The 21,882-nt window shown below is 66.2% G+C and carries 22 protein-coding genes; 10 read left to right on the plus strand and 12 right to left on the minus strand.

What is annotated here, in order from left to right; genetic code table 11:
- Window positions 1-17: 17 nt before the first annotated feature.
- From IWX64_RS02850 to IWX64_RS02870, 5 genes are all read right to left on the minus strand, one after another.
- A complete protein-coding gene (locus tag IWX64_RS02850) occupies window positions 18-833 on the minus strand; it encodes an anti-sigma factor (protein WP_334683131.1) in 816 nt (271 codons plus the stop codon).
- Between the two features lie 16 nt (window positions 834-849).
- Complete coding sequence (sigK, locus tag IWX64_RS02855) at window positions 850-1,464, minus strand: ECF RNA polymerase sigma factor SigK (RefSeq protein WP_334683132.1); 615 nt, start codon at window positions 1,462-1,464, stop codon at window positions 850-852.
- A gap of 249 nt (window positions 1,465-1,713) precedes the next feature.
- Window positions 1,714-2,520, minus strand: a complete 807-nt coding sequence (locus IWX64_RS02860; protein ID WP_196865661.1) for a class I SAM-dependent methyltransferase — start codon at window positions 2,518-2,520, stop codon at window positions 1,714-1,716.
- A gap of 24 nt (window positions 2,521-2,544) precedes the next feature.
- Entirely contained in the window at window positions 2,545-3,012 is a 468-nt protein-coding gene (locus tag IWX64_RS02865; RefSeq protein WP_196865662.1) for a tRNA (cytidine(34)-2'-O)-methyltransferase, read from the minus strand.
- Between the two features lie 9 nt (window positions 3,013-3,021).
- Window positions 3,022-3,972, minus strand: coding sequence for a J domain-containing protein (locus IWX64_RS02870; protein ID WP_196865663.1), 951 nt, complete (start codon window positions 3,970-3,972; stop codon window positions 3,022-3,024).
- Window positions 3,973-4,044: 72 nt separating this feature from the next.
- Here IWX64_RS02870 and IWX64_RS02875 point away from each other — a divergent pair, with 72 nt between their 5' ends.
- The 5 genes from IWX64_RS02875 to IWX64_RS02895 all read left to right on the plus strand — a co-directional run bounded on the left by IWX64_RS02875 (window position 4,045) and on the right by IWX64_RS02895 (window position 8,560).
- Entirely contained in the window at window positions 4,045-4,674 is a 630-nt protein-coding gene (locus IWX64_RS02875; RefSeq protein WP_196865664.1) for a pentapeptide repeat-containing protein, read from the plus strand.
- Window positions 4,675-4,755: 81 nt separating this feature from the next.
- Window positions 4,756-5,967 (plus strand): cysteine desulfurase family protein, encoded by a 1,212-nt coding sequence (locus IWX64_RS02880; RefSeq protein ID WP_196865665.1) that lies wholly within the window; start codon window positions 4,756-4,758, stop codon window positions 5,965-5,967.
- A 10-nt stretch (window positions 5,968-5,977) separates the two neighbouring features.
- The gene (gene mnmA / locus IWX64_RS02885; protein ID WP_196865666.1) at window positions 5,978-7,117 is read left to right on the plus strand and encodes a tRNA 2-thiouridine(34) synthase MnmA; all 1,140 of its coding nucleotides are present in this window, start codon (window positions 5,978-5,980) and stop codon (window positions 7,115-7,117) included.
- 53 nt (window positions 7,118-7,170) lie between these two features.
- Window positions 7,171-7,545 carry a chorismate mutase gene (locus IWX64_RS02890; protein WP_196865667.1) on the plus strand — a complete coding sequence of 125 codons (375 nt, stop codon included), beginning with the start codon at window positions 7,171-7,173 and terminating at the stop codon, window positions 7,543-7,545.
- On the plus strand, window positions 7,535-8,560 hold the full coding sequence (locus IWX64_RS02895; protein ID WP_196865668.1) for a hypothetical protein: 1,026 nt from the start codon (window positions 7,535-7,537) through the stop codon (window positions 8,558-8,560). Before IWX64_RS02890 ends, IWX64_RS02895 begins: the two co-directional genes overlap by 11 nt.
- Here the strand turns inward: IWX64_RS02895 and IWX64_RS02900 are convergent.
- From IWX64_RS02900 to IWX64_RS02930, 7 genes are read right to left on the minus strand one after another with little or no spacing between them, the layout of a single operon-like run.
- On the minus strand, window positions 8,557-9,228 hold the full coding sequence (locus IWX64_RS02900) for a DUF4166 domain-containing protein (protein WP_196865669.1): 672 nt from the start codon (window positions 9,226-9,228) through the stop codon (window positions 8,557-8,559). The two genes, IWX64_RS02895 and IWX64_RS02900, sit on opposite strands and share 4 nt — an antisense overlap.
- Window position 9,229: 1 nt before the next feature.
- Window positions 9,230-10,234, minus strand: a complete 1,005-nt coding sequence (locus tag IWX64_RS02905; protein WP_196865670.1) for a phosphotransferase — start codon at window positions 10,232-10,234, stop codon at window positions 9,230-9,232.
- A complete protein-coding gene (locus IWX64_RS02910; RefSeq protein WP_196865671.1) occupies window positions 10,234-11,526 on the minus strand; it encodes a DUF58 domain-containing protein in 1,293 nt (430 codons plus the stop codon). The genes IWX64_RS02905 and IWX64_RS02910 overlap by 1 nt, the downstream gene beginning before the upstream one ends.
- A gap of 14 nt (window positions 11,527-11,540) precedes the next feature.
- Entirely contained in the window at window positions 11,541-12,542 is a 1,002-nt protein-coding gene (locus IWX64_RS02915) for an AAA family ATPase (protein WP_196865672.1), read from the minus strand.
- A complete protein-coding gene (locus IWX64_RS02920; RefSeq protein ID WP_196865673.1) occupies window positions 12,539-13,741 on the minus strand; it encodes a DUF4350 domain-containing protein in 1,203 nt (400 codons plus the stop codon). Before IWX64_RS02920 ends, IWX64_RS02915 begins: the two co-directional genes overlap by 4 nt.
- Entirely contained in the window at window positions 13,741-14,427 is a 687-nt protein-coding gene (locus IWX64_RS02925) for a DUF4129 domain-containing protein (protein WP_196865674.1), read from the minus strand. The genes IWX64_RS02920 and IWX64_RS02925 overlap by 1 nt, the downstream gene beginning before the upstream one ends.
- Window positions 14,428-14,444: 17 nt before the next feature.
- Window positions 14,445-15,716 (minus strand): DUF7847 domain-containing protein, encoded by a 1,272-nt coding sequence (locus tag IWX64_RS02930; RefSeq protein ID WP_196865675.1) that lies wholly within the window; start codon window positions 15,714-15,716, stop codon window positions 14,445-14,447.
- A 153-nt stretch (window positions 15,717-15,869) separates the two neighbouring features.
- Here IWX64_RS02930 and mtrA point away from each other — a divergent pair, with 153 nt between their 5' ends.
- The 5 genes from mtrA to hpf all read left to right on the plus strand — a co-directional run bounded on the left by mtrA (window position 15,870) and on the right by hpf (window position 21,857).
- Window positions 15,870-16,547 carry an MtrAB system response regulator MtrA gene (gene mtrA, locus IWX64_RS02935; RefSeq protein ID WP_171584106.1) on the plus strand — a complete coding sequence of 226 codons (678 nt, stop codon included), beginning with the start codon at window positions 15,870-15,872 and terminating at the stop codon, window positions 16,545-16,547.
- 43 nt (window positions 16,548-16,590) lie between these two features.
- Window positions 16,591-18,264, plus strand: coding sequence for an MtrAB system histidine kinase MtrB (gene mtrB, locus IWX64_RS02940; protein ID WP_196865676.1), 1,674 nt, complete (start codon window positions 16,591-16,593; stop codon window positions 18,262-18,264).
- Window positions 18,254-19,981, plus strand: a complete 1,728-nt coding sequence (locus IWX64_RS02945; RefSeq protein WP_196865677.1) for an LpqB family beta-propeller domain-containing protein — start codon at window positions 18,254-18,256, stop codon at window positions 19,979-19,981. The genes mtrB and IWX64_RS02945 overlap by 11 nt, the downstream gene beginning before the upstream one ends.
- Before the next feature lie 105 nt (window positions 19,982-20,086).
- A complete protein-coding gene (locus tag IWX64_RS02950; protein WP_196865678.1) occupies window positions 20,087-20,968 on the plus strand; it encodes a ComF family protein in 882 nt (293 codons plus the stop codon).
- 160 nt (window positions 20,969-21,128) lie between these two features.
- Window positions 21,129-21,857 (plus strand): ribosome hibernation-promoting factor, HPF/YfiA family, encoded by a 729-nt coding sequence (gene hpf / locus IWX64_RS02955; protein WP_196865679.1) that lies wholly within the window; start codon window positions 21,129-21,131, stop codon window positions 21,855-21,857.
- Window positions 21,858-21,882 lie beyond the last annotated feature (25 nt).

Consider the following 21,882-nt stretch of genomic DNA (forward strand, 5'->3'; position numbering starts at 1 on the left):
CGCGGAACAGGCTCGACTCAGGCTTCGAACGGAATCTCAGCGACCAGCGGAAGGGTGGGCTGTTCGGACCCGCCATCAGGTTCGACCGTGATCGCGAACCCCATTGACGAGCCGATCCCCTCGACGGTGGTCACCAACGAATCCTCGACGTCCTCGCCGGTCATCGTGCTGATAGACACCGGGGCAGAGCCATCGGTGGGTACCCGCCACATCTGGTACACCTTTCCTGCCGGGGGAGCGGGGACCTTTTTCAGCGTGATCACTGCTGCGTCCTCGGCGCGGGACAGCCTGAGCTCGGCGGTGCCCCCGGCGGGAATGGTGAACGTCCCCGACTGGAGGTCCTGTGCCTGCAGCACCTCCTGCTCCACGGAGGTCTGCTGAAGGTTCTGCACGACGCTGACTCCACCGACCGCGATCACCACGGCTGCCGCAGCAGCAACCAGCCAGCGTCCCATGGGTCGGGATCGGCGCTGCCTCGACTCCCGGCGGGAGGCCAGGTCATCGGTGGTGCCCGAGGTTTCCGCCGCGGCCCGTGGAGCATCGGGCTCTCCCGGGGTGGCCATGCTGGCGGGCAGCTGGGCAAGAATACGGTCGAACAATGCGGCGGGCGGCTCGACGTCGTCCACCACGTAAGCCCGGGCCAGGGTTTCCCGGGTGGAGCTGACACGGTCGTTGAAAGCTTTGCGCTGCGCGTCGGCGGCAGCTGACACGTGTGCCTCAAGGACTGTCCGTTCGGGGTCGCTGAGCGCGTCCAGGGCGTACAGTTCAGCCCATTCGAGTGCGCGGCCGCCCTCCAGGTCTTGCCGAAGGTCCGCGGTTGATTCGTCACACATTGAGTTGTCCTGCATCTCAGTTCACCCCCAAACAGGTTTTCAGTCGGAGCAATCCGTCACGGATCCTCGATTTGATGGTTGGTACGGCAACGCCGAGTTTTTCGGCGACTTCACGGTAGGTCAGGCCCCCGTAGTAGGCGAGTTTCACTGACTCCTGCTGGGTGTCAGTGAGCGTCTCAAGGCATTTCACGACGGTCTCCGCTTCGAGACGCTGGGTGACCGTGTCCACGACATTGTCGTGATCGATCTCCTGCATCGCCGCCCCGTAGCGGGCCTCCCGGTCCGTTGAGCTCTGCTCCGACCGGACCTTGTCCACGGCCCGCCGGTGGGTGAGGGTCATCAGCCACGCCATGGGTGATCCCATCTCAGGCCGGAACCGGTCGGCGATGTTCCAGACCTGGAGGTACACCTCCTGGGTGGTGTCCTCGCTAAGTTCCGGGTCGATCAGAACCCGGCGGGCCAGACCATACACACGGCGCGAGGTCTGCGCGTAGAACGCGGCGAACGCCTGCTGATCTTTGGCAGCCACCCGCAGCAGAAGATCGGTGAGGGTGGCCATGGTGGGTTCAGCGGCGAATCCACTCGCTGATGAACCTGCTGAGGTGGTTCTGCTGGCTCGTGGAGTTTCCATATCCTCCAAGCATAAAGCGCCCGGTCTACGATTCCGAACAGGCGACGGCCCGGTGCGGTGCAACTCGATCGTGCCCCCCGCGTACCTGCTCATCCGTCCCACCGTCCTGATCCTTAGTCCAAGGACAGTCGCTGTCACCGCCCGGGACGTTAACTACCCCGCCCAGGCGGATCAGCATTTGCTGTCATCAATTATTCGGAGCTGACGCCGCGTGGGATGGGAGGGGGCGGCAGGAGATCTGCCGCCGTGCTATTCGGCGGTTTCGGCGACGGCCACGAGGGACCGTGCATCGAGCACATAACCGGTTCCCAACCGGTCAAGGAATCCGCTCCGGATCCGCTGAGTTGCCGCGGGATCCTGTGGGAGGAGGTGGCGGAACAGCGAGCCATTCACGAGCGACCAGGCCGATTCCGCGTCGAGGGGCACCTCGAGGGGCACCGAGTCCACGCCTGCGGTGCTGAACCCATGGGCGAGCAACCACTCGCCCAGCCGCTCGGTGGAGGCCAACTGTTCCATGTTGGCCAGCTCCCGCTCCAGGAGGGCTTCACCCTCGGCGGGGACCTCGGCTGAGCAGACTTCCTGAAGAATCTGCCGGAACTCGGAGTGGGCTCCCGTGTCCCAGGTGCTCAGCGCAATCCGTCCGCCGGGGCGCAGCACGCCAGCCAGCTCGGTGGTGGCGACAGCCATGTCGGGAAAGCGGGGCAGTCCGTAGCAGCACAGCACCACATCGTAGGGGGTTTCAGGGGTCCACCCGGCGAGTTCGGCGGTGTCGAACCTGATCTGCGCGAGGTTCATCGCCTCGGCCTTTGCCCGCGCCAGGTCCAGCAGGGACGACGACGGGTCGAGGGCGTCAACCACTGAATCCGGACCGACGAACTGGGCGGCCGGGATGGTGCTTGCACCACTGCCGCAGTAGACGTCGAGCACCCGGTCACCCAGGACAATGTCTGCTGCCGCCGCAACGGCGTTCCCCATGGGGTTCCACAGGGCGGGGGCGAGACGTTCAAAGTCCTCGGCGCCGGTCTCAGACACATCTTCGGCATGGCGTGGTGGCATGGTGGCTCCTTGTGGGTGTGAGGATCAGCTGCCAGCGCCGCTAAAGCTGTGCTGCCGCCAGGCCTCATAGAGAACAATTGACGCCGAATTGGCGAGGTTGAGTGACCGACGGGTGGGGAGCATGGGCAACCTGACCCGGGCCGTGACCCGGGGATCGTGTTTGACGTCCGCGGGTAGGCCCACCGACTCGGGCCCGAACAACAGGACGTCGGACGCCTGATAGGAAATATCGGCGTAGGAGATTTCACCCTCCGCGGTGAAGGCGAACACCCGCTCAGGGGCGAGTTCCCGCCAGGCACTCTGAAGGTCCCGATGCACGCGGAGCACCGCGAGATCGTGGTAGTCGAGGCCCGCGCGGCGGAGCTTCGCATCCTCAAAGGTGAAGCCAAGGGGTTCCACCAGGTGCAACTCGGCGCCAGTCACCGCAGCGAGGCGGATGGCGTTGCCCGTATTGCCGGGGATCTCGGGAGTATAGAAAAGGATACGGAACACGTCTCAATCCTAGCGCTCGGCGTACTTCAACAACCGGCCCAGCGCTGGTAGCTGCACCACATACGGCTGGGGCCCGCCGCCCAGAAACTTCCGGAGCTCCCGCAGGAGCGTTCCAGGGTTGGCCACATGGACTGCTGTCAGCGCTGACTTGTCCAACGACGGTGGGTAATCAACGATCGGCTCGAACGGATTGCCCTCCCCGCCGTGCAGCACCAGCCACGCCTGGACGTTGCACTCGGGGAAGAGATCCTGCACGCGCCGGACGGATTCGATGATGCGCACATCTCCGGCGATCTTCCCGTTGCGGCGCAGGGCCGAGCCGTCCCACCGGTAGTTGCCCGGAGGGGCGAGCAGTGAGTCGATGATCGCCAGCCGATAGCCGGCCAGAACCGCGTGAGATGCTTCGGTCCCGGCGTCGTCCCCAAAACGCAGCCCGTTGACCAATCGTGCCGCGGGGAAGCCCGGAAGGAAACGGTGCTCCAGCAATGCCGAGGTGCGGCGTTCGCCGTCGTACCGTGAGCCGCTGTTGGACCCGAGCCGCGCCAGGAATCCGGGTTGCCGGGCGGTGCCATGCACTTGGCTGCCCGCAAGAGTGAGGGGGACCACCGGTGGCTGTTGGGGGGAGAAGGGGGGCTCGTAGATGGCCGGTCGCTGGTAGGCCTCGTCGTCGGCCGCCTGTGCACTGGGCGTGGTGGATGACGCCCGGGAGGGAGGGCGCGGAGCCGGCTTGTCCCGGCCTGCGGCACTGCCGCCGAGCCCCTGATCGTAGCGACGGCGTCGTTCGGGGTCCGCGAGGGTCTCGTAGGCGACAGCCACGTCGTGGAACTGCTCGGCGCTGCCTCCCGCATCCGGGTGCGTCGACCGGGCCGCCCGGCGGTAGGCGTCCTTCACCTGTTTGGCGGTGGCGTCCCGTGACAGCCCGAGCACGGCGTAGTAGGACCGGTCGGACGGTGTCGCCATGGGTGCCTTTCATCTTCGGTGCGGCTTGCGCATCAGGGCAAGACTGTAGACGTATCAGTAGCCACCAACCAAATGCCTGCTCCTCTCTCAACGGCGGAGGAGGCCGATGGGTTCGGTAGCATCGTAGGAATGGTGATCAGTGGCGAGGATTGGTATGGGAAAGTACTCGACCGGGAAGACTATGCCGGGGCGACGTTCATTGACTGCGACTTCACCGAGGTACGCACCGCAGGGTCAACTTTCAGCAATTGCGTGTTTCGCAACGTCAAATTCAATGTCTCGACCCACACGGAGGGAGCGTTCGATGGCTGCCGCTTCGAATCCTGCAGCTTCTTCGATTCCACCTTTGTTGGCTGCCGGCTGACCGGCAGCACCTTCAGCAACTCCTCACTGGTGCCGTTGAAGGTCACCGGGGGCAACTGGTCCTATGTCTCGCTGGTGAGGGCCGACCTCTCCTCGGCCGAATTCAACGAGGTGACACTGACCGAGGCCGACTTCACCGGAGCTAACCTCAACCGGGCCGTCCTGCGGAATTGCCGGTTATCCAACCTGGAGTGGTCCGGAGCCCGGCTGCGGGACACGGATCTTCGGGGCAGCGAGCTGGGTGAGCTGTCAATGGAAAATGTGCAGTTCCGGGGTGCGGTGATCGACGTCGCGCAGGCCATGACGATTGCCGAGGCGCTGGGGCTGGTGATCCGGTAGCGCGGTCACCCGGTGGCACAGGCGATTGCCGGTTCCCGGACCCGACGTGAAGTGTGGGGCCGAAACGGCTAGAATTGATCGATGCCCGTGTATCTTGACCACGCGGCGACCACGCCCCTCTCGGCGCCCGCGCTCGCCGCACTCACCACAGAACTTAGCCGTAGCGGCAACCCCTCGTCGCTGCACGGCTCAGGCCGCCGTGCCCGCAGGGTCGTTGAGGACTCCCGCGAAACCCTCGCTGCCGCGGCCGGAGCGCACCCGTCGGAGGTCATCTTCACCTCGGGCGGCACCGAGGCGGACAACCTTGCCGTGAAGGGCCTGTACTGGGCCCGCAGGTCAGCCGACCCGCGCCGACGCAGGATCCTGTGCTCAACAATCGAACACCCGGCTGTCCAGGACACCGTCGAGTGGCTGGCCCGGCACGAGGGCGCCGTCGTCACCTGGCTGCCCGTGGGTGCCGACGGGATCGTTTCGCTTGACGCTCTGCAGGGCGAGCTCGACGACGACCCAGCGTCGATCGCCCTGATTACCGTCATGTGGGCGAACAACGAGGTTGGTGCAGTCCAGCCGATCCGGCTCATCACCGAGGCGGCGGCTGCGCACGGCATCCCCGTCCACTCCGATGCCGTCCAGGCCTTCGGCTCCCTCCCGGTGTCGTTCGCCGAGTCTGGTCTGGCCACGATGGCTGTCAGCGCCCACAAGATTGGTGGTCCGGTCGGCGTCGGCGCCCTATACGTCGGGCGGGCAGTGAAGCTCACCCCGGTGCAGCACGGCGGCGGGCAGGAGCGGGACATCCGGTCAGGGACCCTCGACGCCGCTGGCATCTCGGCGTTCGCGGCCGCAGCCTCCGATGTGACCGCCGACCTCACCGGGGAATCCGACCGCATCGCCGCCCTCCGGGATCGGCTGATCAGCGTTGTCGAGGCAGCGGTGCCTGACGCCGTACTAAGGGGGCATCGCACCCAAAGACTCCCCGGCAACGCCCATTTCACCTTCCCCGGCTGCGAGGGGGACTCGCTCTTGTTCCTCCTGGACCTGGCAGGGGTGGAGAGCTCCACCGGGTCGGCCTGCACCGCCGGTGTCCCCCGACCGTCGCACGTTTTGCTGGCAATGGGGCTCTCCGAAGCGGAGGCCAGGGGAGCCCAACGTTTCTCCCTGGGGCATACCTCGACCGCCGCGGACGTTGATGCTCTTGGTACGGCCTTACCCGAGGCCTACCAACGGGCCCGCCAGGCCGGGATGGCATCCCACGCGTCAAGCATCCAGACAGCTGGCACAGGATTTCGATTGTGAAGGAATATTCATGAAGGTACTCGCAGCAATGAGCGGCGGAGTGGACTCCGCCGTCGCCGCAGCACGCGCCGTTGAGGCGGGGCACGACGTCGTCGGTGTCCACCTGGCGCTGTCCCGGATGCCCGGCACCCTCCGCACCGGCAGCCGGGGATGCTGCACCATCGAGGATTCCCGGGATGCCTGGCGTGCCTGTGACATCCTCGGGATCCCCTACTACGTGTGGGACTTCTCCGAGCGGTTCAAGGAAGACGTTGTTGACGACTTCATTGCCGAATACGCGGCGGGCCGCACCCCCAACCCCTGCATGCGCTGCAACGAACGAATCAAGTTCGCCGCGCTGCTGGAGAAGGCGCTGGCGCTGGGCTTCGACGCCGTCTGCACCGGCCACTACGCGAAGGTGATCGAGGACGGCGACGGCAACCGCGAGCTGCACCGGGCAGCTGATTGGGCCAAGGACCAGTCCTACGTGCTGGGTGTCCTCACGCACGAGCAGCTGAAGCACTCGATGTTTCCGCTCGCCGAAACGCCGTCCAAGGCCGAGGTCAGGGCCGAGGCGGAACGCCGCGGGCTGTCGGTGGCGAACAAGCCCGACAGTCACGACATCTGTTTCATCCCCGACGGCGACACCAGAGGCTGGCTCGCCGAGCGGATTGAGATGACCGAGGGTGCCATCGTGGACACCGACGGTGAGCAGGTGGGAACCCACCCGGGCGCCAACGCTTTCACCGTGGGACAGCGCCGTGGCCTGAAGCTCGGAACCCCCGCGGACGACGGCAAGCCGCGCTTCGTGCTGGAGATCCGGCCCAAGGAGAACAAGGTGGTGGTAGGCCCTGAACGGATGCTGGCCGTCGATCAGCTCCGGGGGATCAAGGTCTCCTGGGCAGGGCTGCCAATCGACGCCGTCGTGAACGGCGGAGAGTTCGACTGCATGGCGCAGGTCCGTGCTCACGGCGACCCTGTGGACGCGGTGGCCTGGATGGAGGACGACGCCGACGGGCAGGCCGAACTCGTGGTCCGCCTGAACGAACCGATGCGAGGCGTGGCACCCGGCCAGACGGTGGTGCTGTACCAGGGCACCCGGGTCCTGGGCCAGGCGACCCTCGACTCCGCCCGGTCCCTGGAACGCCCGGAGCTGCAATCCGCCCACTGATTGTGTCGTCGCCGGATTAGTCGGCGGTCCGCACCTGGTGCTTGACTTGGGTCATGACTGAATCGACCAGCAGCTACGACCCGGCGGCGAGCTCGCTGGCCGGGCAGGTACAACCAGAGGTAATGGCGGAACTGTTGTCGGTGCGGAGCAGCATCGACAACATTGATGCGACACTCGTTTATCTCCTCGCCGAACGGTTCAAGGCCACCCAGCGGGTCGGGGTCCTCAAAGCCGAACACCAGCTGCCAGCCGGTGACCCGGACCGGGAAGCGTCCCAGATCACGCGGCTCCGGGCGCTCGCTGAGGAGGCCAACCTCGACCCGGCCTTCGCCGAGAAGTTCCTCAACTTCATCATTTCCGAGGTGATCCGGCACCATCAGGCGCTGTCCGAGAACCGTCGGCCAGCGGAGGGCACCAGTGGCGCCTGACGCCCCACAGGTCACCGCAACGGCGCTCGGCGACTGGCCGGGAACCGACCCGCTGGAGGCGACCCGCGTGGTCCGAGGCGAACTGGGCGACCCCCATCTACCCCACCTGGTCTCCCTGCCCCACCGCGGAGTCGGTAGCGACGCGGTCGGACGCACCGCCGCCATCCTGGTGGAGCTGCCGGTCGATCTGCAGCCCCACGGCTGGCGACTCGTTGACCGGCCCGGGAAGGACCACCGACGCGCGGTGTCCGCACTCTCGACCGACCTGAACGTGCTCGGTGATCTGATCGGCGCCGAGTCCCACCCGGCACCGGCGCTGAAGATCCACCTCCGGGGTCCGCTGTCCGTGGCTGCCAACCTCCACCTGCACAGCGGCGAACGTGCGCTGCTCGACCATGGTGCCCGCCGGGAGATCAGGGACTCCCTGACCCTTGGGGCGGCGGAGACGATCAGCAGGGTCCAAACCCTGGCCCCGGGGACCAGGGTCCACCTGCAACTGGACGAACCCGAGATCGCCGACATCCTCGCGGGCGGGATCCCGACGGCGAGCGGGTACCGAACCCTGCGCGCGGTGCCGGACCAGGAAGTGTCGGACGCCTGGGATGCGATCGCGGAGGCGGTGCGCGCCGCCGGGGCAGCCACCGTGACCGTGTCCTTCCCAGCCGACCGTGCGCCCCTGGACGTTCTCGGCATGAGCACCCTCAGTGCGGTGGCGGTCCCGCTGGCGGGGCTGACCATGGCGCAGTGGGAGCAGCTCGCGGGACATCTCGAAGCCGACGGCGAATTGTGGGCGGGCATTGTTCCGGATCCCCGCCGACCGCGGACAGTCGCGACGCTCGCCGCTTCCGTCCTCACCCCGTGGCGTCAACTTGGCCTGCCCGTCAGCCGGTTGGCGCAGTTGCGGCTGACGCCTGATGCGGGGCTCGAGAGCGTTTCCCCGTCGGCGGCCGGGACCATCCTGAGCCGGCTGACCCAGACCGCCGACGCCCTGAACCAGGAGATGGCGGGGAACTAGCTGCGCCGTTCCCAGCGCCTCGGTTCGGCCTCGGCGGGCAGCACCCCGTCAAAGTCGATCAGGTGGTAGTCGAAGGCCCCCGCGTAGACCAGGAGGGTACCCAGTTGCCGCTGCACCACCCGGGTCTGGATCCTGAACCTGCCCGTCGCCTCATCCCACCACTGCTCCATGTAGGCCACGGCGCCGACAACATCGGGTACAGCCAACCGCGCCGGGCCGGCAAACACGCGGGTCCGGTTGGAGACCATCCGCATCCGACCCTCAGCGGTGACGGAGCAGGTGAGGTCGGTGAGCGTCAGCCGGTGTGCCCCCACGTAGTCGAGCAACTGACCGTCCTCCTCGGAGGTGGTGTCCTCGAAAACGCGGTCGACCCCGGGAAAGTGCAGCACACGCCGGGCGGTCAGCGAAGACCTGCCGAATGGATCCGTATGCGGGTAATTGACGATCGTGAACGGTACATCGGTCCCGTATTCGGGGAAGAACGAGTTCTCCGCAGCCGCCAGCCGGAAAACGGGTCGAGCGAACCAGGCCGGGCAGCCCGCCACCTCAAAGGTGCCGCTGCCCACGCCGGCCTTTCCCGCGTCGGAGTGGAGGCTGAAATATGCCTGCAGTTCCGGCTGGAGCCGGTCAAAGTCAGTGCCCAAAGCGCGCTGGTAGATGGATTGCATGTTAGAACTCCCAGTGTCGTCGTTCGCTGATCCAGTCGATCAGGATGCGTGCGGTAAATCGTTGGTGGGTGCGCAGGAAGGGACTGGTGGCCAGGTCCGGTTGGGATCCACTGGTCACCATGTAAGCGGCAAGGACCGCCAGCCAGGCATCAATATGGTCGGGGTCGGCGTCTGCACTCAGCGGTGACTCGGTGAGCCAGGGACCGACGTCGATCCCGGCGTGGCGCGGATACACCAGCAGCGCCACCCAGTCCGCCCACGCCGGGCCGGTGGACAGGAAGTTCCAGTCACAAAAGAGCGCAACGGGTTCGGTGGTGCTCCTCGGGTTGGAACGGATCAGAATGTTGTCAGCCCGGAGATCATTGTGCAGCACTGCGTCGCCCACCAGCGCGTCGCGGCCGAGCAAGGTCAGGTCCTGAAGCTCCGCCATCTGCTGAGGGTTAAGGGGGGACAGATAGGAGGGGAGCCGATCATTGACCAGCCAACAGTCGGACACGCCGGTCTGGGAGTCAGCGCCAAAGAAGTCGTCGACCATCGAACCACCGGAGAACTCGGCCGGCAACTCCTGAAGACCGGACTGAACCGTCAGCAATGACCGGTGGACGGCCCCCAGATCGGTGGCGGTCCAGGGCTGCCCCGGCATATAGCCGTCAATAGCCTCAAAGCAGAGCAGTTGCCACTGGGTTCCAGCAGCGGGTATCAGTTCCGCAAAGTGCAGTAACGGGAAAGGCAAATTGGCCGGGAGTGCGGCGAGGACCTCAGCCTCACGGACATAGGCAGCGAAAATGAGGTGATCGGTAGCAGGGGCCGCCTTGGCGAAAACCCGTCGGTTCCCGCCGGTAAGCACCGCCGCAAAACCGTTGGTGAAACCGCCACCGGCCAGTGGCGCTGAATCCACTGGAGCGCCGAGCCCGGCTGCGAAACGGTGCTGGACAGCAGCAGGCAGGGCAGACCATGGCTGGCGGCGGGCCGTCTGGGAATAGTCGACGCCGACGGGGGGCGTCATCACAGCCGGCCCGCCGCCTTGAGCCGGATGTACATGTCGGCCAGTTGGGGAGGCAACTCGTGCGGGGGAGCGTCGACGACCTCGGTCCCGAGCTGGCGGAACTGTGATTTCACCGCTGCCCGGTCCAGCAGGGCGCGCTCCGCGGCGGCCGCCCGGTACACATCGGAGGCTGACTGGCGCTCCGCTCGCATTTCGTCCAGCCGCGGGTCGCGGACCGAGGCAACCACCACCACGTGCTGGGACGTGAGCTCCGCCAGGACGGGGAGGAGTCCCTCCTCCACCGACCCGGAATCGAGGGAGGTCAGCAAGACAACCAGGGAGCGGTGGGACGAAATAGCGCGCACCTGGGAGGGAATCCGTGACCAGTCCGCTTCGATCAGTTCGGCTTCCAGGGGGGCCATGGCCTTGACCAGGGAGTTCAGGAGGTTCCCCTTCGCCGCCGAGGCCACCCGGGCGCGGGGACGACGGTCAAACGCGAGGAAATCTACCCGGTCACCTCCGCGCTGGGCCAGCACGGCCAGGAGCAGCGCGGCCTCCATCGACGTGTCCAACCGGGGCTCGTCGTTGATCCGGGCGGCGGACGTGCGGGACGTATCAAGAACAATCACCACCCGCCGGTCACGTTCAGGGCGCCAGGTGCGCACCACCGTCTCACGGCGGCGGGCGGTGGCACGCCAGTCGATGGAGCGGACGTCGTCGCCCCTCACATAGTCCCGCAGCGAGTCGAATTCGGTTCCGGCACCGCGGATCTGGACCGCGGCGCAGCCGTCAAGTTCCCGGAGCCGACGCAGTTTGGAGGGTAGGTGGCGTTTGGAGTGGAACGGGGGGAGGACACGGAGCAACCCAGGGGCAGGGATGCTGAGCTGCCTGGCCGTGAGTCCCAGCGGACCGAAGCTGCGAATCGTCACCTGCTCCACCCGCAGGTGGCCCCGGCGTTCCGGCAGCATCCGGACCTGTACCTGCCGTGACTCTCCCACAGGTACCGATATCCGCTGTACAGGGTCGATGGCACCCGCCGACGGCTGCCATCCCTCGCGGACCTGCGCGCGCAGCGGACGCCGTGAGTAGTTGCGGACCGTGAGTGCACTGGTGCAAGCTTCGGTGAGGCGGACCGTGTCCGGGAGCGACCGGCTGAGCCCTTGCCGCCGGGGTGATGCTGCGAGCGCCAGGTCAAGGGCTGCGGCGCCCAGGAGGCAGGCCGTCCAGAGCAGGATCGAGGTCGCGCCGGGGTACAGCGCGACGGGAAGCGTTCCGAGGAACGCCAGGAGGACGAAACGTCCAGTAATGCTCATGCGGGGCCGGAACCTTAGCGGGGGACGGGAACGGTAGCGAGGATACTCATCAGGACGTCGTCCACTTCGACGCCGTCCATCAGTGCCTCGGGGCGCATCGACACACGGTGCCGCAACGCAGGGAGGGTGAGCGCCTTGACGTCGTCGGGGGTGACGAATGTCCGTCCCGAAAGCCAGGCCCACGCCCGGGCGGTGTTCAGCAGGGCAGTGGCACCCCGGGGAGACACCCCCAGCTGGAAGGATGGGGCGGTGCGGGTGGCCCGCACCACGTCCACAATGTAGGCGATCACCTCGGGGGCGATCGCCACGGCTGCCACCGACCGGCGGGCACTCGCCAGGTCCGTTGCGGAGGCGACGGCGCTGACCCCTGCTGCCGCGAGCTGCCGGGGGTCGAATCCTATGCTGTGACGGCGGATCACCTCGATCTCGTCCTCCCGGTCTGGCACCGACAGGGTGAGCTTCAACAGAAAACGGTCCAGCTGGGCCTCCGGCAGCGGATAGGTTCCCTCGTACTCCACCGGATTCTGGGTGGCGGCGACGATGAACGGATCGGGCAGGGCACGCGACACCCCGTCCACCGACACCTGGCGTTCCTCCATGGCTTCGAGCAGCGATGCCTGGGTTTTGGGAGGCGTCCGGTTGATTTCGTCGGCCAGCAGGATATTCGTGAAAACTGGTCCCTCACGGAAGGTGAACTTCGAGTTCTGGGCTTCGTAGATCAGGGAGCCGGTAACGTCACCGGGCATGAGGTCGGGGGTGAACTGTACGCGCTTCGTGTCCAGGCTGAGGGCCGCCGAAAGGGTCCGGACCAGCAGGGTTTTTGCGACACCGGGTACCCCTTCCAGCAGGACGTGACCGTTGGCCAGGAGGGCAATCAGCATCCCGGTCACTGCGGCGTCCTGGCCGACGATCACCTTGGCCACCTCGGCACGCACATTCAGCAGGGCCTGGCGCTCCGGGGCCCGCCCGTCGGTTGCAACCGGTGAGTCGTGGTGGTTGGGGAACTGGTGGCTCATCTCGCGTCGATCTCTTTCTCTAGGGAGTCAAGGTCTTGGCTCCAACGCACCAGGTGCGCGTTGGAGGCGGGTGCATCGGTGCGTAGCAGCCTGTCAAGATCCGCGGGAGTCCGGCCCGAGTGCCGCGCGGCCGCGTCCACCACCTCGGCCACCGAACTGGTCGCTGGCAGGCGAAGCCGTGAGGCAAGACGGATGAGGGTAGCGGCACGCAGATTTGCGGCTGCGCGATCCAGTGAGGAGGAATCCTGGTAAAGGCGGGCCCGTCCTTCGGCGGTCTCGGCGGCACGAACCACCACGGGCAGGGGCTCGGTCACCAGCGGGCCCAGCCTCCGCCCACGCCACAGCACTGCCAGCAGCCCCGTGGCGAGGAGCCAGAGCATCACCGGGTTCACCCATTCGGGCAACAGGTTCAGCGGGTCGACCAGTGCATCGGCCGGGGCGAGGTCCGCGGGGGTGGGCTGGTACCAGACGAGCACCGGGTTATTGCCCAGGGTACGCAGCGCCAGCGCCGCATTCCCTTCCCGGTCGATTGACTCGTTGCTGAGGATGGCGCCGTTGCCCAGCGCCACGATGTCCTGCCCTGCCGTTGCGGCATAGGATCCCGACGGCGGACCACCCTGGGCCGAGGCCGGTGGGAAACAGATCAGGTCCCCCCGGTAGGCGAAGCCTCCGGCCGTGATGGCAGCGGCAGCGTTGGCATCCGTCACCTGGCAGGCCGCCGGAAGCGCCCCGTCCGCCTCGGCCGCGGGGATCAAGCCTGCCTGACGAATGGTGGGGGCAAGCTCGGACAGCATGATGGTGGTGGGTTCGACGAGGACCAGCCGGTCGGCGACCCCGCTGAGCTGTCCCAGCTGGTCGGCGCTCAACCAGGAGTCGGGGTCGTGGAGTAATAGGGTGGCTTCGTTGCTGAGAGCGTCCTCGGCGGCTTCCAGGGATTCGGCCTGTACTACCTCGACGCCGCGGTCGGCGAGCACCTCGGCGAGTGCCATCGCACCGGCCGGTGCCGGGTTGACCGGCGAGAGGGCAGCTCCGTCCTGCCCCGACCGGCCGAAGAATCCGAGCGCCACAACCAGGACCAGGAGGAGCCCGAGGGCCAGCCAGGGGGCGAGCTGGCGGAACCGGGTGTGAGCGGTCCGGGCGGCGCTGCCGCCGTCGCTCAGAACCTCGGTCGCGACGTCGTGAGTTTCCTGCTCAATCATCAGCGGGGGGCCATCAGTTCGGGTGTGTGCCGTTGCAGGGCGGGTGGGGTGGCGGTCAGCAGATCATCGATGGCGGTGGCGCGCTGGTAGTCCGACGCATCGGCAGCCTGGCTGCCGTAGTGGACCTCGTTGAACCGGTTGGCGAGCCAGCTGGTTTCCTCAGCTGTCGGGCCGAACGCAGCCCGGAGTTGCACAGCGGTTTCGCCTGCAGTGCGACCGGGCTGGCTGTCGACGATTCCCCGTTCCTCAGCCGATCGGATCACGGCGCGGAGCCGCTCGGTCAGCGCGGTGTCCCAATCCTTCGAGGAGGCAGCGCTGTCTGCGAGCTGTCGGTGTTCGAGCGCGGTGCGGACGGTATCACCGGCGAACACCCCGACCCCGTCCACCTTGCGCCGGGCATTGAGGCGCGGACGGACCAACCAGACGGCCGCTGCAATGACAATCGCCGCACCCAGGGCGAGCAGCAGTGTGCCTGGACCAGCCTCCAGTGGCCGTAGTCCCGCGAGAAGCGAGCCCAACCACTCGAGGATGGCGGCGATGAGCCGCTCAATGATGTTCGGCTCAGCCTCCTGATAGGGCCCTTTGGCCAGTTCGTCGACCAGCCACCGGCGCGCCTCGTCGTCGTCGGGCACCACCGGGCTATGACCGGTGAGGGGCATGACAGCGGGCACTGGTGGGGTTGGCATCGTGGGGGTGCCCTGGCTCAGGCGCCATTGGCGGGCGGGTTGCCCGGCTGGTGGCCGAACTGCTGGCCGCCGGGGTTGGCGGACTGGCCCGGGATGGAGGTGAATCTGCCAGCGGTGGCTTCCTCGTGTTCGCGCAGCAGGACGACGTCGAATCCCTCACGCCTGATGCGCAGGTCCACGTAAAGGAGGGCGGTCACGCCAGCCTGGAAGGCGTAGCCGATGGCGCCGAACACCGCGGTGATCAGCTGGGCCAGAATCAGGACGGGCAGCGAACTCATCAGTTCCTCGCCAAGTTCCGTGGGAGAGTCGCTGAAGGACACGAACTGGGTTGCGAGCAGGCTCAGCGGGGTGGAAATCACCGACGTGATGATCGAGACGATGATGCTGGTGAGGATCAGGATCCCGAACGTGCGCCACCAGTTACGGCCGGTCAGGGTCCAGGACCGGCGCAGTGAGGTGATTGGTCCGGCCCCTTCCAGCATCAGCACGGCCGGGGCGAGCACGAACTTGATGCTGAGCCACACGATTGCGGCCAGCGAGGTCAGGAACCCGAGCACGATGAGCCAGATGGAATCCTGGCCCAGGGCTGTGGCCAGCAGGACGGCGATCACCACCAGGAGACCCAGGCCGACGACAATGATCAGCAGCAGCAGGAACCCGAGTCCGAGCAGCGGGAGGATGCGCCGGGCAGCCAGCTTCCACAGCTGTACGAAGCTGGTTCGCTCGTTCAGCACTGCCCGCGCGATAGGGATGACCAGGACCCCCTGGAGGATGAGCACCCCCACGCTGCTCAGGACCACGAGCGCGGTGCCCACCGAAATTGCGGATGCCGCAAGGCCGGTCACTTGATCCACTGAGGGGTTGTTTGGATCCAGCTGGGCAAGTGACCCGACCAGCCCGACGGTGAGCAGCAGGGTCAGCACGGAAATGACGACCTGGAAGAGGATCGCCGTGCCGAAGGTCGCTAGAGGGTTCTTGCGGCATGCCTGGAACGCTCCATCGAGGATTTCTCCCAGGCCCAGGGGACGTAGTGGGATGATTCCCGGCTTGGGCGGAGCCTGGTAGCCGCGGAACTGGCCATGCGGAACGCCCTGCCAGGGCGCTGACGCGCCCCACTGAGGCTGTCCACCCTGCCCGGTACCGGGTTGCTGGCCCCACTGGGGCTGTCCACCCCATTGAGTGTTCTGGCCCCATTGGGGCTGTGGGCCAGAGGTCGGCGGCAGCTGACCGTCGGGCGCGTTGTCCCGCGCCTGGTCACCTGGTTCACTGTCGTGCGGATTGTTGCTCATCCTGTCCCCCCGGAACGATCGTTCCACTCGTGAACCCGTTTCCTAAAACTATAGTTATAAAGGAGGGGGGTTGAGGGAACTCTCCTCACGGTGGGGCGCGCGGAGAGTCCTCGCCAGTACAACATTGCCGCCGCAATGGGGGACTATGGAGATATGAAGGCACGCATTCTGGTCGTCGACGACGACGAAGCTCTGGCTGAGATGATCGGCATCGTACTGCGCAACGACGGGTTCGACCCGGTGTTCTGCGCCGACGGTTCCCAGGCGTTGGAAATCTTCAGGAGCTCCAAACCCGACCTGGTGCTGCTCGATCTGATGCTGCCCGGGATCGACGGGATTGAGGTATGCCGGCAGATCCGCAACGAGTCGGACCTGCCTATTGTCATGCTGACGGCAAAATCCGACACGTCCGACATTGTGCGGGGCCTAGAATCCGGGGCTGATGACTACGTTCCCAAGCCCTTCAAGCCGGCCGAACTGGTGGCCCGGGTCCGGGCCCGGCTCCGGCCAGGGGATCAGAAGGCCCCGGAAACACTGCGGATCGGCGAGGTCACCATTGACGTTGCAGGCCACTCGGTGGTCCGTGCGGGCGACCGTATTTCGCTGACACCGCTGGAGTTCGACTTGCTCGTGGCGCTGGCACGCAAACCATGGCAGGTCTTCACCCGTGAACTGTTGCTGGAGCAGGTCTGGGGCTACCGGCACGCTGCGGATACCCGGCTCGTTAACGTTCATGTGCAGCGGCTGCGGTCGAAGATTGAACGCGACCCGGAGGCACCCGAGATTGTGCTGACGGTCCGCGGCGTCGGATACAAGGCAGGACAGGGGTAAGTTGGAGCGCGCTTCAGCCACGGTTCGGGACCGGCTGTCGGAGATGGCCTCCCAGACCTGGGCCCTGATCCGGCGAGGGCTGTCACGGACGGCCCTGCAGTGGCGCCGCTCGCTGCAGTTCCGCACCGTGGTGTCCACCCTGCTGCTCACTGCGCTGGCCTTCGCGGCCGTCGGCGCGTTCCTTTCCAACCAGATTGCTACGGGGTTGTACGAGGAGCGGTTTGAGCAGTTCCGTGCCGAGTCCAGCAACGGGCTGACCGAAGTGGAAGCGATTTTTAGCAGCGCCTCCACCACGGACCGGGAATCCACCACCCAGCTGGTGCGGGACACCCTCCCCAGCCTGGAGGGTGGCGGCGCGGACGCTGCCCGCCGCTATGTCCTGGCGATCGTTCCAGACCAGACCACTGACGTCTACATGGCCCCCTTCGGCAGCGACGGCCTGCTGGAGTCCAGTGCCATCCCGCAGACCATGGTTGACACCGTCAGGAACGGCGATGACCAGTACTGGTCCGCCACCTCCATCAAGTCCGACACCGGGGAACGTGTGCCAGGTCTGGCATTCGGCACCAAAGTAACCCTGCCGCCCGCGCAAACCGAGTACGCGCTGTACCTGATCTACGATCTGTCGTCGATGCAGGCAACCCTGGATTACATTCACGGGGTGATCTGGATTGCCGGCACCCTCCTACTGGTCACCATCGGGGCCATCGCCTGGTTTGTCACCCGCAGCGTGGTGGGACCGGTCAGCCACGCGGCAGTGGTGTCCGAGAAGCTCGCGTCCGGACATCTGCAGGAACGGATGGACGTCAAGGGCGAGGACGAGGTGGCCCGGCTGGGGGCTTCGTTCAATCACATGGCCGAGAGCCTGCAGGACCAGATCACCCAGCTCGCCCAACTGTCCCAGATGCAGCAGCGCTTCGTCTCGGATGTTTCGCACGAGCTGCGCACACCCTTGACCACCGTCCGGATGGCCGCGGAGGTGCTGCACGACGCCCGCGCGAACTTCGACCCCATTAACCGGCGTTCGGCGGAGATCCTGTACAACCAGGTGGAGCGGTTCCAGGCCCTGCTTGCCGACCTGCTGGAAATCTCGCGGTTCGACGCTGGCGCCGCGGTGCTTGAGCCGGAATCGATCGACATCTTCCAGATGGTCCGGCACGTTATCGACGGGGCCCAGCCCCTCGCCGATGCCTGTGGTTCCGAGCTGACCATCATCTCGCGCGAAACCGAGTGCATCGTCGAGGTGGACCCACGACGGATCGACCGGATCCTGCGAAACCTCGTGGTCAACGCGCTGGAGCATGGCGACGGGAAGCCGGTCGTGATCTACATTGCCTCCAACCCCGACGCCGTCGCCGTGGCGGTCCGGGACTATGGCATCGGGATGACCCCGCTGGAGGCCTCCCGGGTCTTTGACAGGTTCTGGCGGGCTGACCCGGCGCGCGCCCGGACCACCGGGGGCAGCGGGCTGGGACTGTCCATCGCGACCGAGGACGCCCACCTGCATGGCGCGTGGCTGCAGGCATGGGGCTCACCGGGCAAGGGCGCCTGCTTCCGCCTGACCCTGCCCAAGCTGCGCGACTCCGTGCTTAAGGTCTCTCCCCTCCCGCTTCCCCCTCGTAAGGGTGGAGTGCCGGAAAGGCCACCGGTCGGAACCACGCCCGAGTCGCTGCCTAAACTGCACACGATGGTGAAGGACTCTTTCGATGCCCGCTGAGAGACGACACCTGACCCGGTCCCTGATGCTGGTGCTGCTGCCCCTCCTGCTGGTCATCACCGGCTGCTCGTCGATCCCCACGTCCGGTCCGGTAGGGGTTATCGCCGCCGACGACGGGTCCGATGCCGCGGAACCGCTCATCTTTAACCCGCTGGGCCCCACCGAAGACGCTGAGCCGGGGGCGCTGCTGGAATCCTTCATTACCGCTGGCCGGGGCGCAGCGGGGGATTATGAAATAGCCAGGGATTACCTCACCGAAGAGTTCGCCGAGCAATGGCAGCCCGAGGAACGGATCCTTGTCTACAACGCCAGTCCGCAGATTTCAGCGACCCCCGTCGAGGGGGTTTTCCAGATCCAGCTTGAAGTGGAAGGGACGATCGACGCCGAAGGCATCCGGACCAGCGCGGCAGCCACCACCACCGAGTCAGTCACCGCCGAAATGGTGCTGGACGCCGACGGGCAGTGGCGCATCACTTCGATCCCCAACGGCATCATGATCGCGTCAGACGAGGCCGACCTGTTGCTGAAGACCTACAGTCTGTACTTCTACAGCAGCTCCTTCGAGCACTGGGTACCCGACGTCAGGTGGTTCGTGAACCGCACCGCTATTGCCGCAAATATTGTGGAAGCAATGCTTGAGGGACCCGCGCCCTATCTGCAGGGTTCGGTGACCAGCGCGTTCCCCGAAAGCACCACTCTCGGGGTCGAGTCGGTGCCAATCGTTTCGGGTACCGCGACCGTGGACCTATCGGCCGACATTCTGCAGGACACCAGCGACCTGGTCCGCCAGCAAATGCAACAGCAGTTGCGGGCCAATCTCGCCGGGCTCAACACCGTCAACTCGGTGCAGATGACCGTCGGTCAGCCGGTGGACCTGGGCGAAGACGTTCCGCACCCGGATCTCATTGTTCCGACTGGTGATTTACCCGTCGGCAACGAACAGATCGTGGTGTCGGGTAATGAGCTGTTCCTTTATCAGGCGGACCAGACAGTGCCCATCGGAGCCGTGCCGACGGTTGCCAGCCTGGATCCGCAGGACCCGGCGATGTCGCTGACCGGAACGGACTTTGCGTTTCTTAATGGGAACCGCACCCGGCTCCACACCACGGGGCCCGAACGGGAAGTCCTCATCGCTGCCACCGGCCGGTCGTTGACCGCTCCGAGCTTCGACCCCGACAACTGGGTCTGGACAGCCAGTACCGGCGCAGACGGGCAGGGCGGCACCGTCACCGCGGTGCCCCCCGGCGGAACCCAGGACAGCGCGGTCACCGTGATTGCGCCGTGGCTGGCCGATGTCGCAGTCCTCGAACTCAGGGTCTCCCGGGACGGCTCACGGGCCCTGGTCGTGACTGAGCAGGACGGGGTCAGCCGGGTACTGCTGGCCGGGATCATCCGCAACAACGACCGAACGCCGCAGTCCCTCACCACCCCGCGGGAACTCTTTGCCAGTGGGCCGGTCAATACCGCCAAGTGGGTCAGTGAGGATCTAGTAATCGTCGCGGAAACGTCAGCCGAGGCCCAGGTGATCCCGGAGTTCCTCGGCCTCGATGGGAGCTCCGAGGCTCTGGCCCCCCTCGAGGGGATCATCCACATCAGCGCCGGCACCGGCCCGACGGCCATTTTTGCTGGCACCCCCGAGGGGGTCCGGAACCGGGTGGGCGACACCTGGTCCGACCAGCCGGTGGAAGGTGTCGCCGACCCGGCGTTTCCTGGCTAACCTTCAGCCATCGGGCCAGCCGGCTGCTCCCGACTGGCGCTGGGGTTATCCACATCCACTGCCCGGTACGACCGCCGGCCGTGGTGCATCGCCACAGTAGAGGTTATGCATTGGCACCAGCGGAGAGTGACACGGCTGGCCGCCGTCGCCGTCTGGCTCGATGGTGTCCTGCAGCGTCCGACGACGGTTCGGCTACTCGGTGCCGGCCGGGACTTCTGGTCTCTGGTCCTTCCCACCGAATGTGCCGCCTGCACCTCGCCCGCGGTGACGCTGTGCCCCGAGTGTCTAGCGAGAGTCCGGGCGGCGACGGTCCGCCCCTTCCGTGCCGACGGGGGAGCGGACGCCCTGCCTGCAGCTGAAGGCTACGAGGGTGGGCCGGGCGATCCCACTGATATTGACGTCCTGCCGGTGACCGCAGCGGGGCACTACCGGGGCACCGTGTCCCGGTTGCTCCTGTCCTACAAGAATCGCCGCCGCACCGACGTCGGGCGGCCCCTGCAGGCAGCGCTCGCGGGCGCCCTGCAAACAGCTGTCCATGGGATCCGGAAGCGTGGTGAACAGGGCATGATTTTGTTGGTGCCTGTGCCATCGAGGGGCGCGTCGATGCGTCGTCGCGGCTACGATCCGCTTGGCCTCCTGCTTGCAGGCCTGGACCGGAGGGGTGAGCTGCCGGCAGGGTGTCATGTCGCTGCCCTGGTGGTCTACCGTGGTGCTTTGACCGGGGGACCGTCCGTTCTCGCCAGCCGCGCCAGGCCGGTCAGCCAGAAGGGTCTGGGCGGCTCCCAACGGCGGACCAATGTCCATGCCACCATGGCGTTGAGGCCGGGCCGCTGTCTACCGCCCGGAGCCGTCTGCCTGGTAATCGACGACGTCCTGACCACGGGGGCCACCATCGCCGAAGTGACGCGGGTCCTGCGACACGCCGGAGCAATCGTGGCTGGGGCGGCCGTTGTCGCTGCCACACCGGCGCCGTCCCGCTCCCGGTGAAACGTAGTCGAAATAAACCCCTCTGAAGGTAGGAATATCGGGGCTGGGTGAACTAACGTGAGGTATGGGTATCTTGACGAAGACAGGTACCCGTCGACAGCGGCTGGAAGCACGACTCCCCGGCCGCTGTTGTGTCACCTAAGCGATTTTGGAGGGCACCATGGAGTTTTTGATCAGTGGTCGAAATCTGTCAGTTTCGGACCGTTTTCGTGAGTACGCCGAAGAGAAGGTCGATAAGATCGAGCAGCTCGGCGATAAGGTGCAGCGGCTTGAGGCGAAAGTCACCAAGGAGCCCAATGCCCGGAACGCGGACAGCGCGCTCACCGTCGAACTCACCGTCCTCTGTAAGGGCCCGGTGATCCGAGCTGAGGCATCAGCGGCAGACAAATTTGCAGCCTTCGACCTCGCATACAGCAAACTGCTGGAGCGACTCCGCCGGGCCAGAGACCGCCGGAAAGTGCACCACGGACGCCACACCCCCCTGGCTGTCCGTGAGGCCACAGCTGATCTTGAACCCGCCAGCACCACCGCGCCGCTGTACCTTGAGGTGCAGTCCGCCGATGCCGAGCCTGACATTGAGAAGACAGTGGTCGATGGCTACGAAACCGAGAATGACATACCCGCGGGAGACTCGCCGGTACTGATTCGCCGAAAGGTCTTCTCGGGGACCCCCATGGCGCTCGAGGACGCCGTCGACAACATGGAGCTGGTGGGACACGACTTTTACCTCTTCATCGATTCGGCGACGGGCGCGCCGTCGGTGGCGTACCGCCGGCAGGGCTGGACCTACGGTGTCATCACCCTGGACGCCAAGTGCGCTGAGGGGACAGAGGATCCGCGCGAGGAGCTGCTCGCCTACCGGGCGAGGGAAGCAGCCGCTTCCGCTTAGCCAGCGGGGGAGGACACGGTTAGTG

Origin of the sequence: Arthrobacter sp. CAN_A212 (assembly GCF_015752345.1) — a bacterium.
Taxonomy (GTDB): Bacteria; Actinomycetota; Actinomycetes; order Actinomycetales; family Micrococcaceae; genus Arthrobacter_D.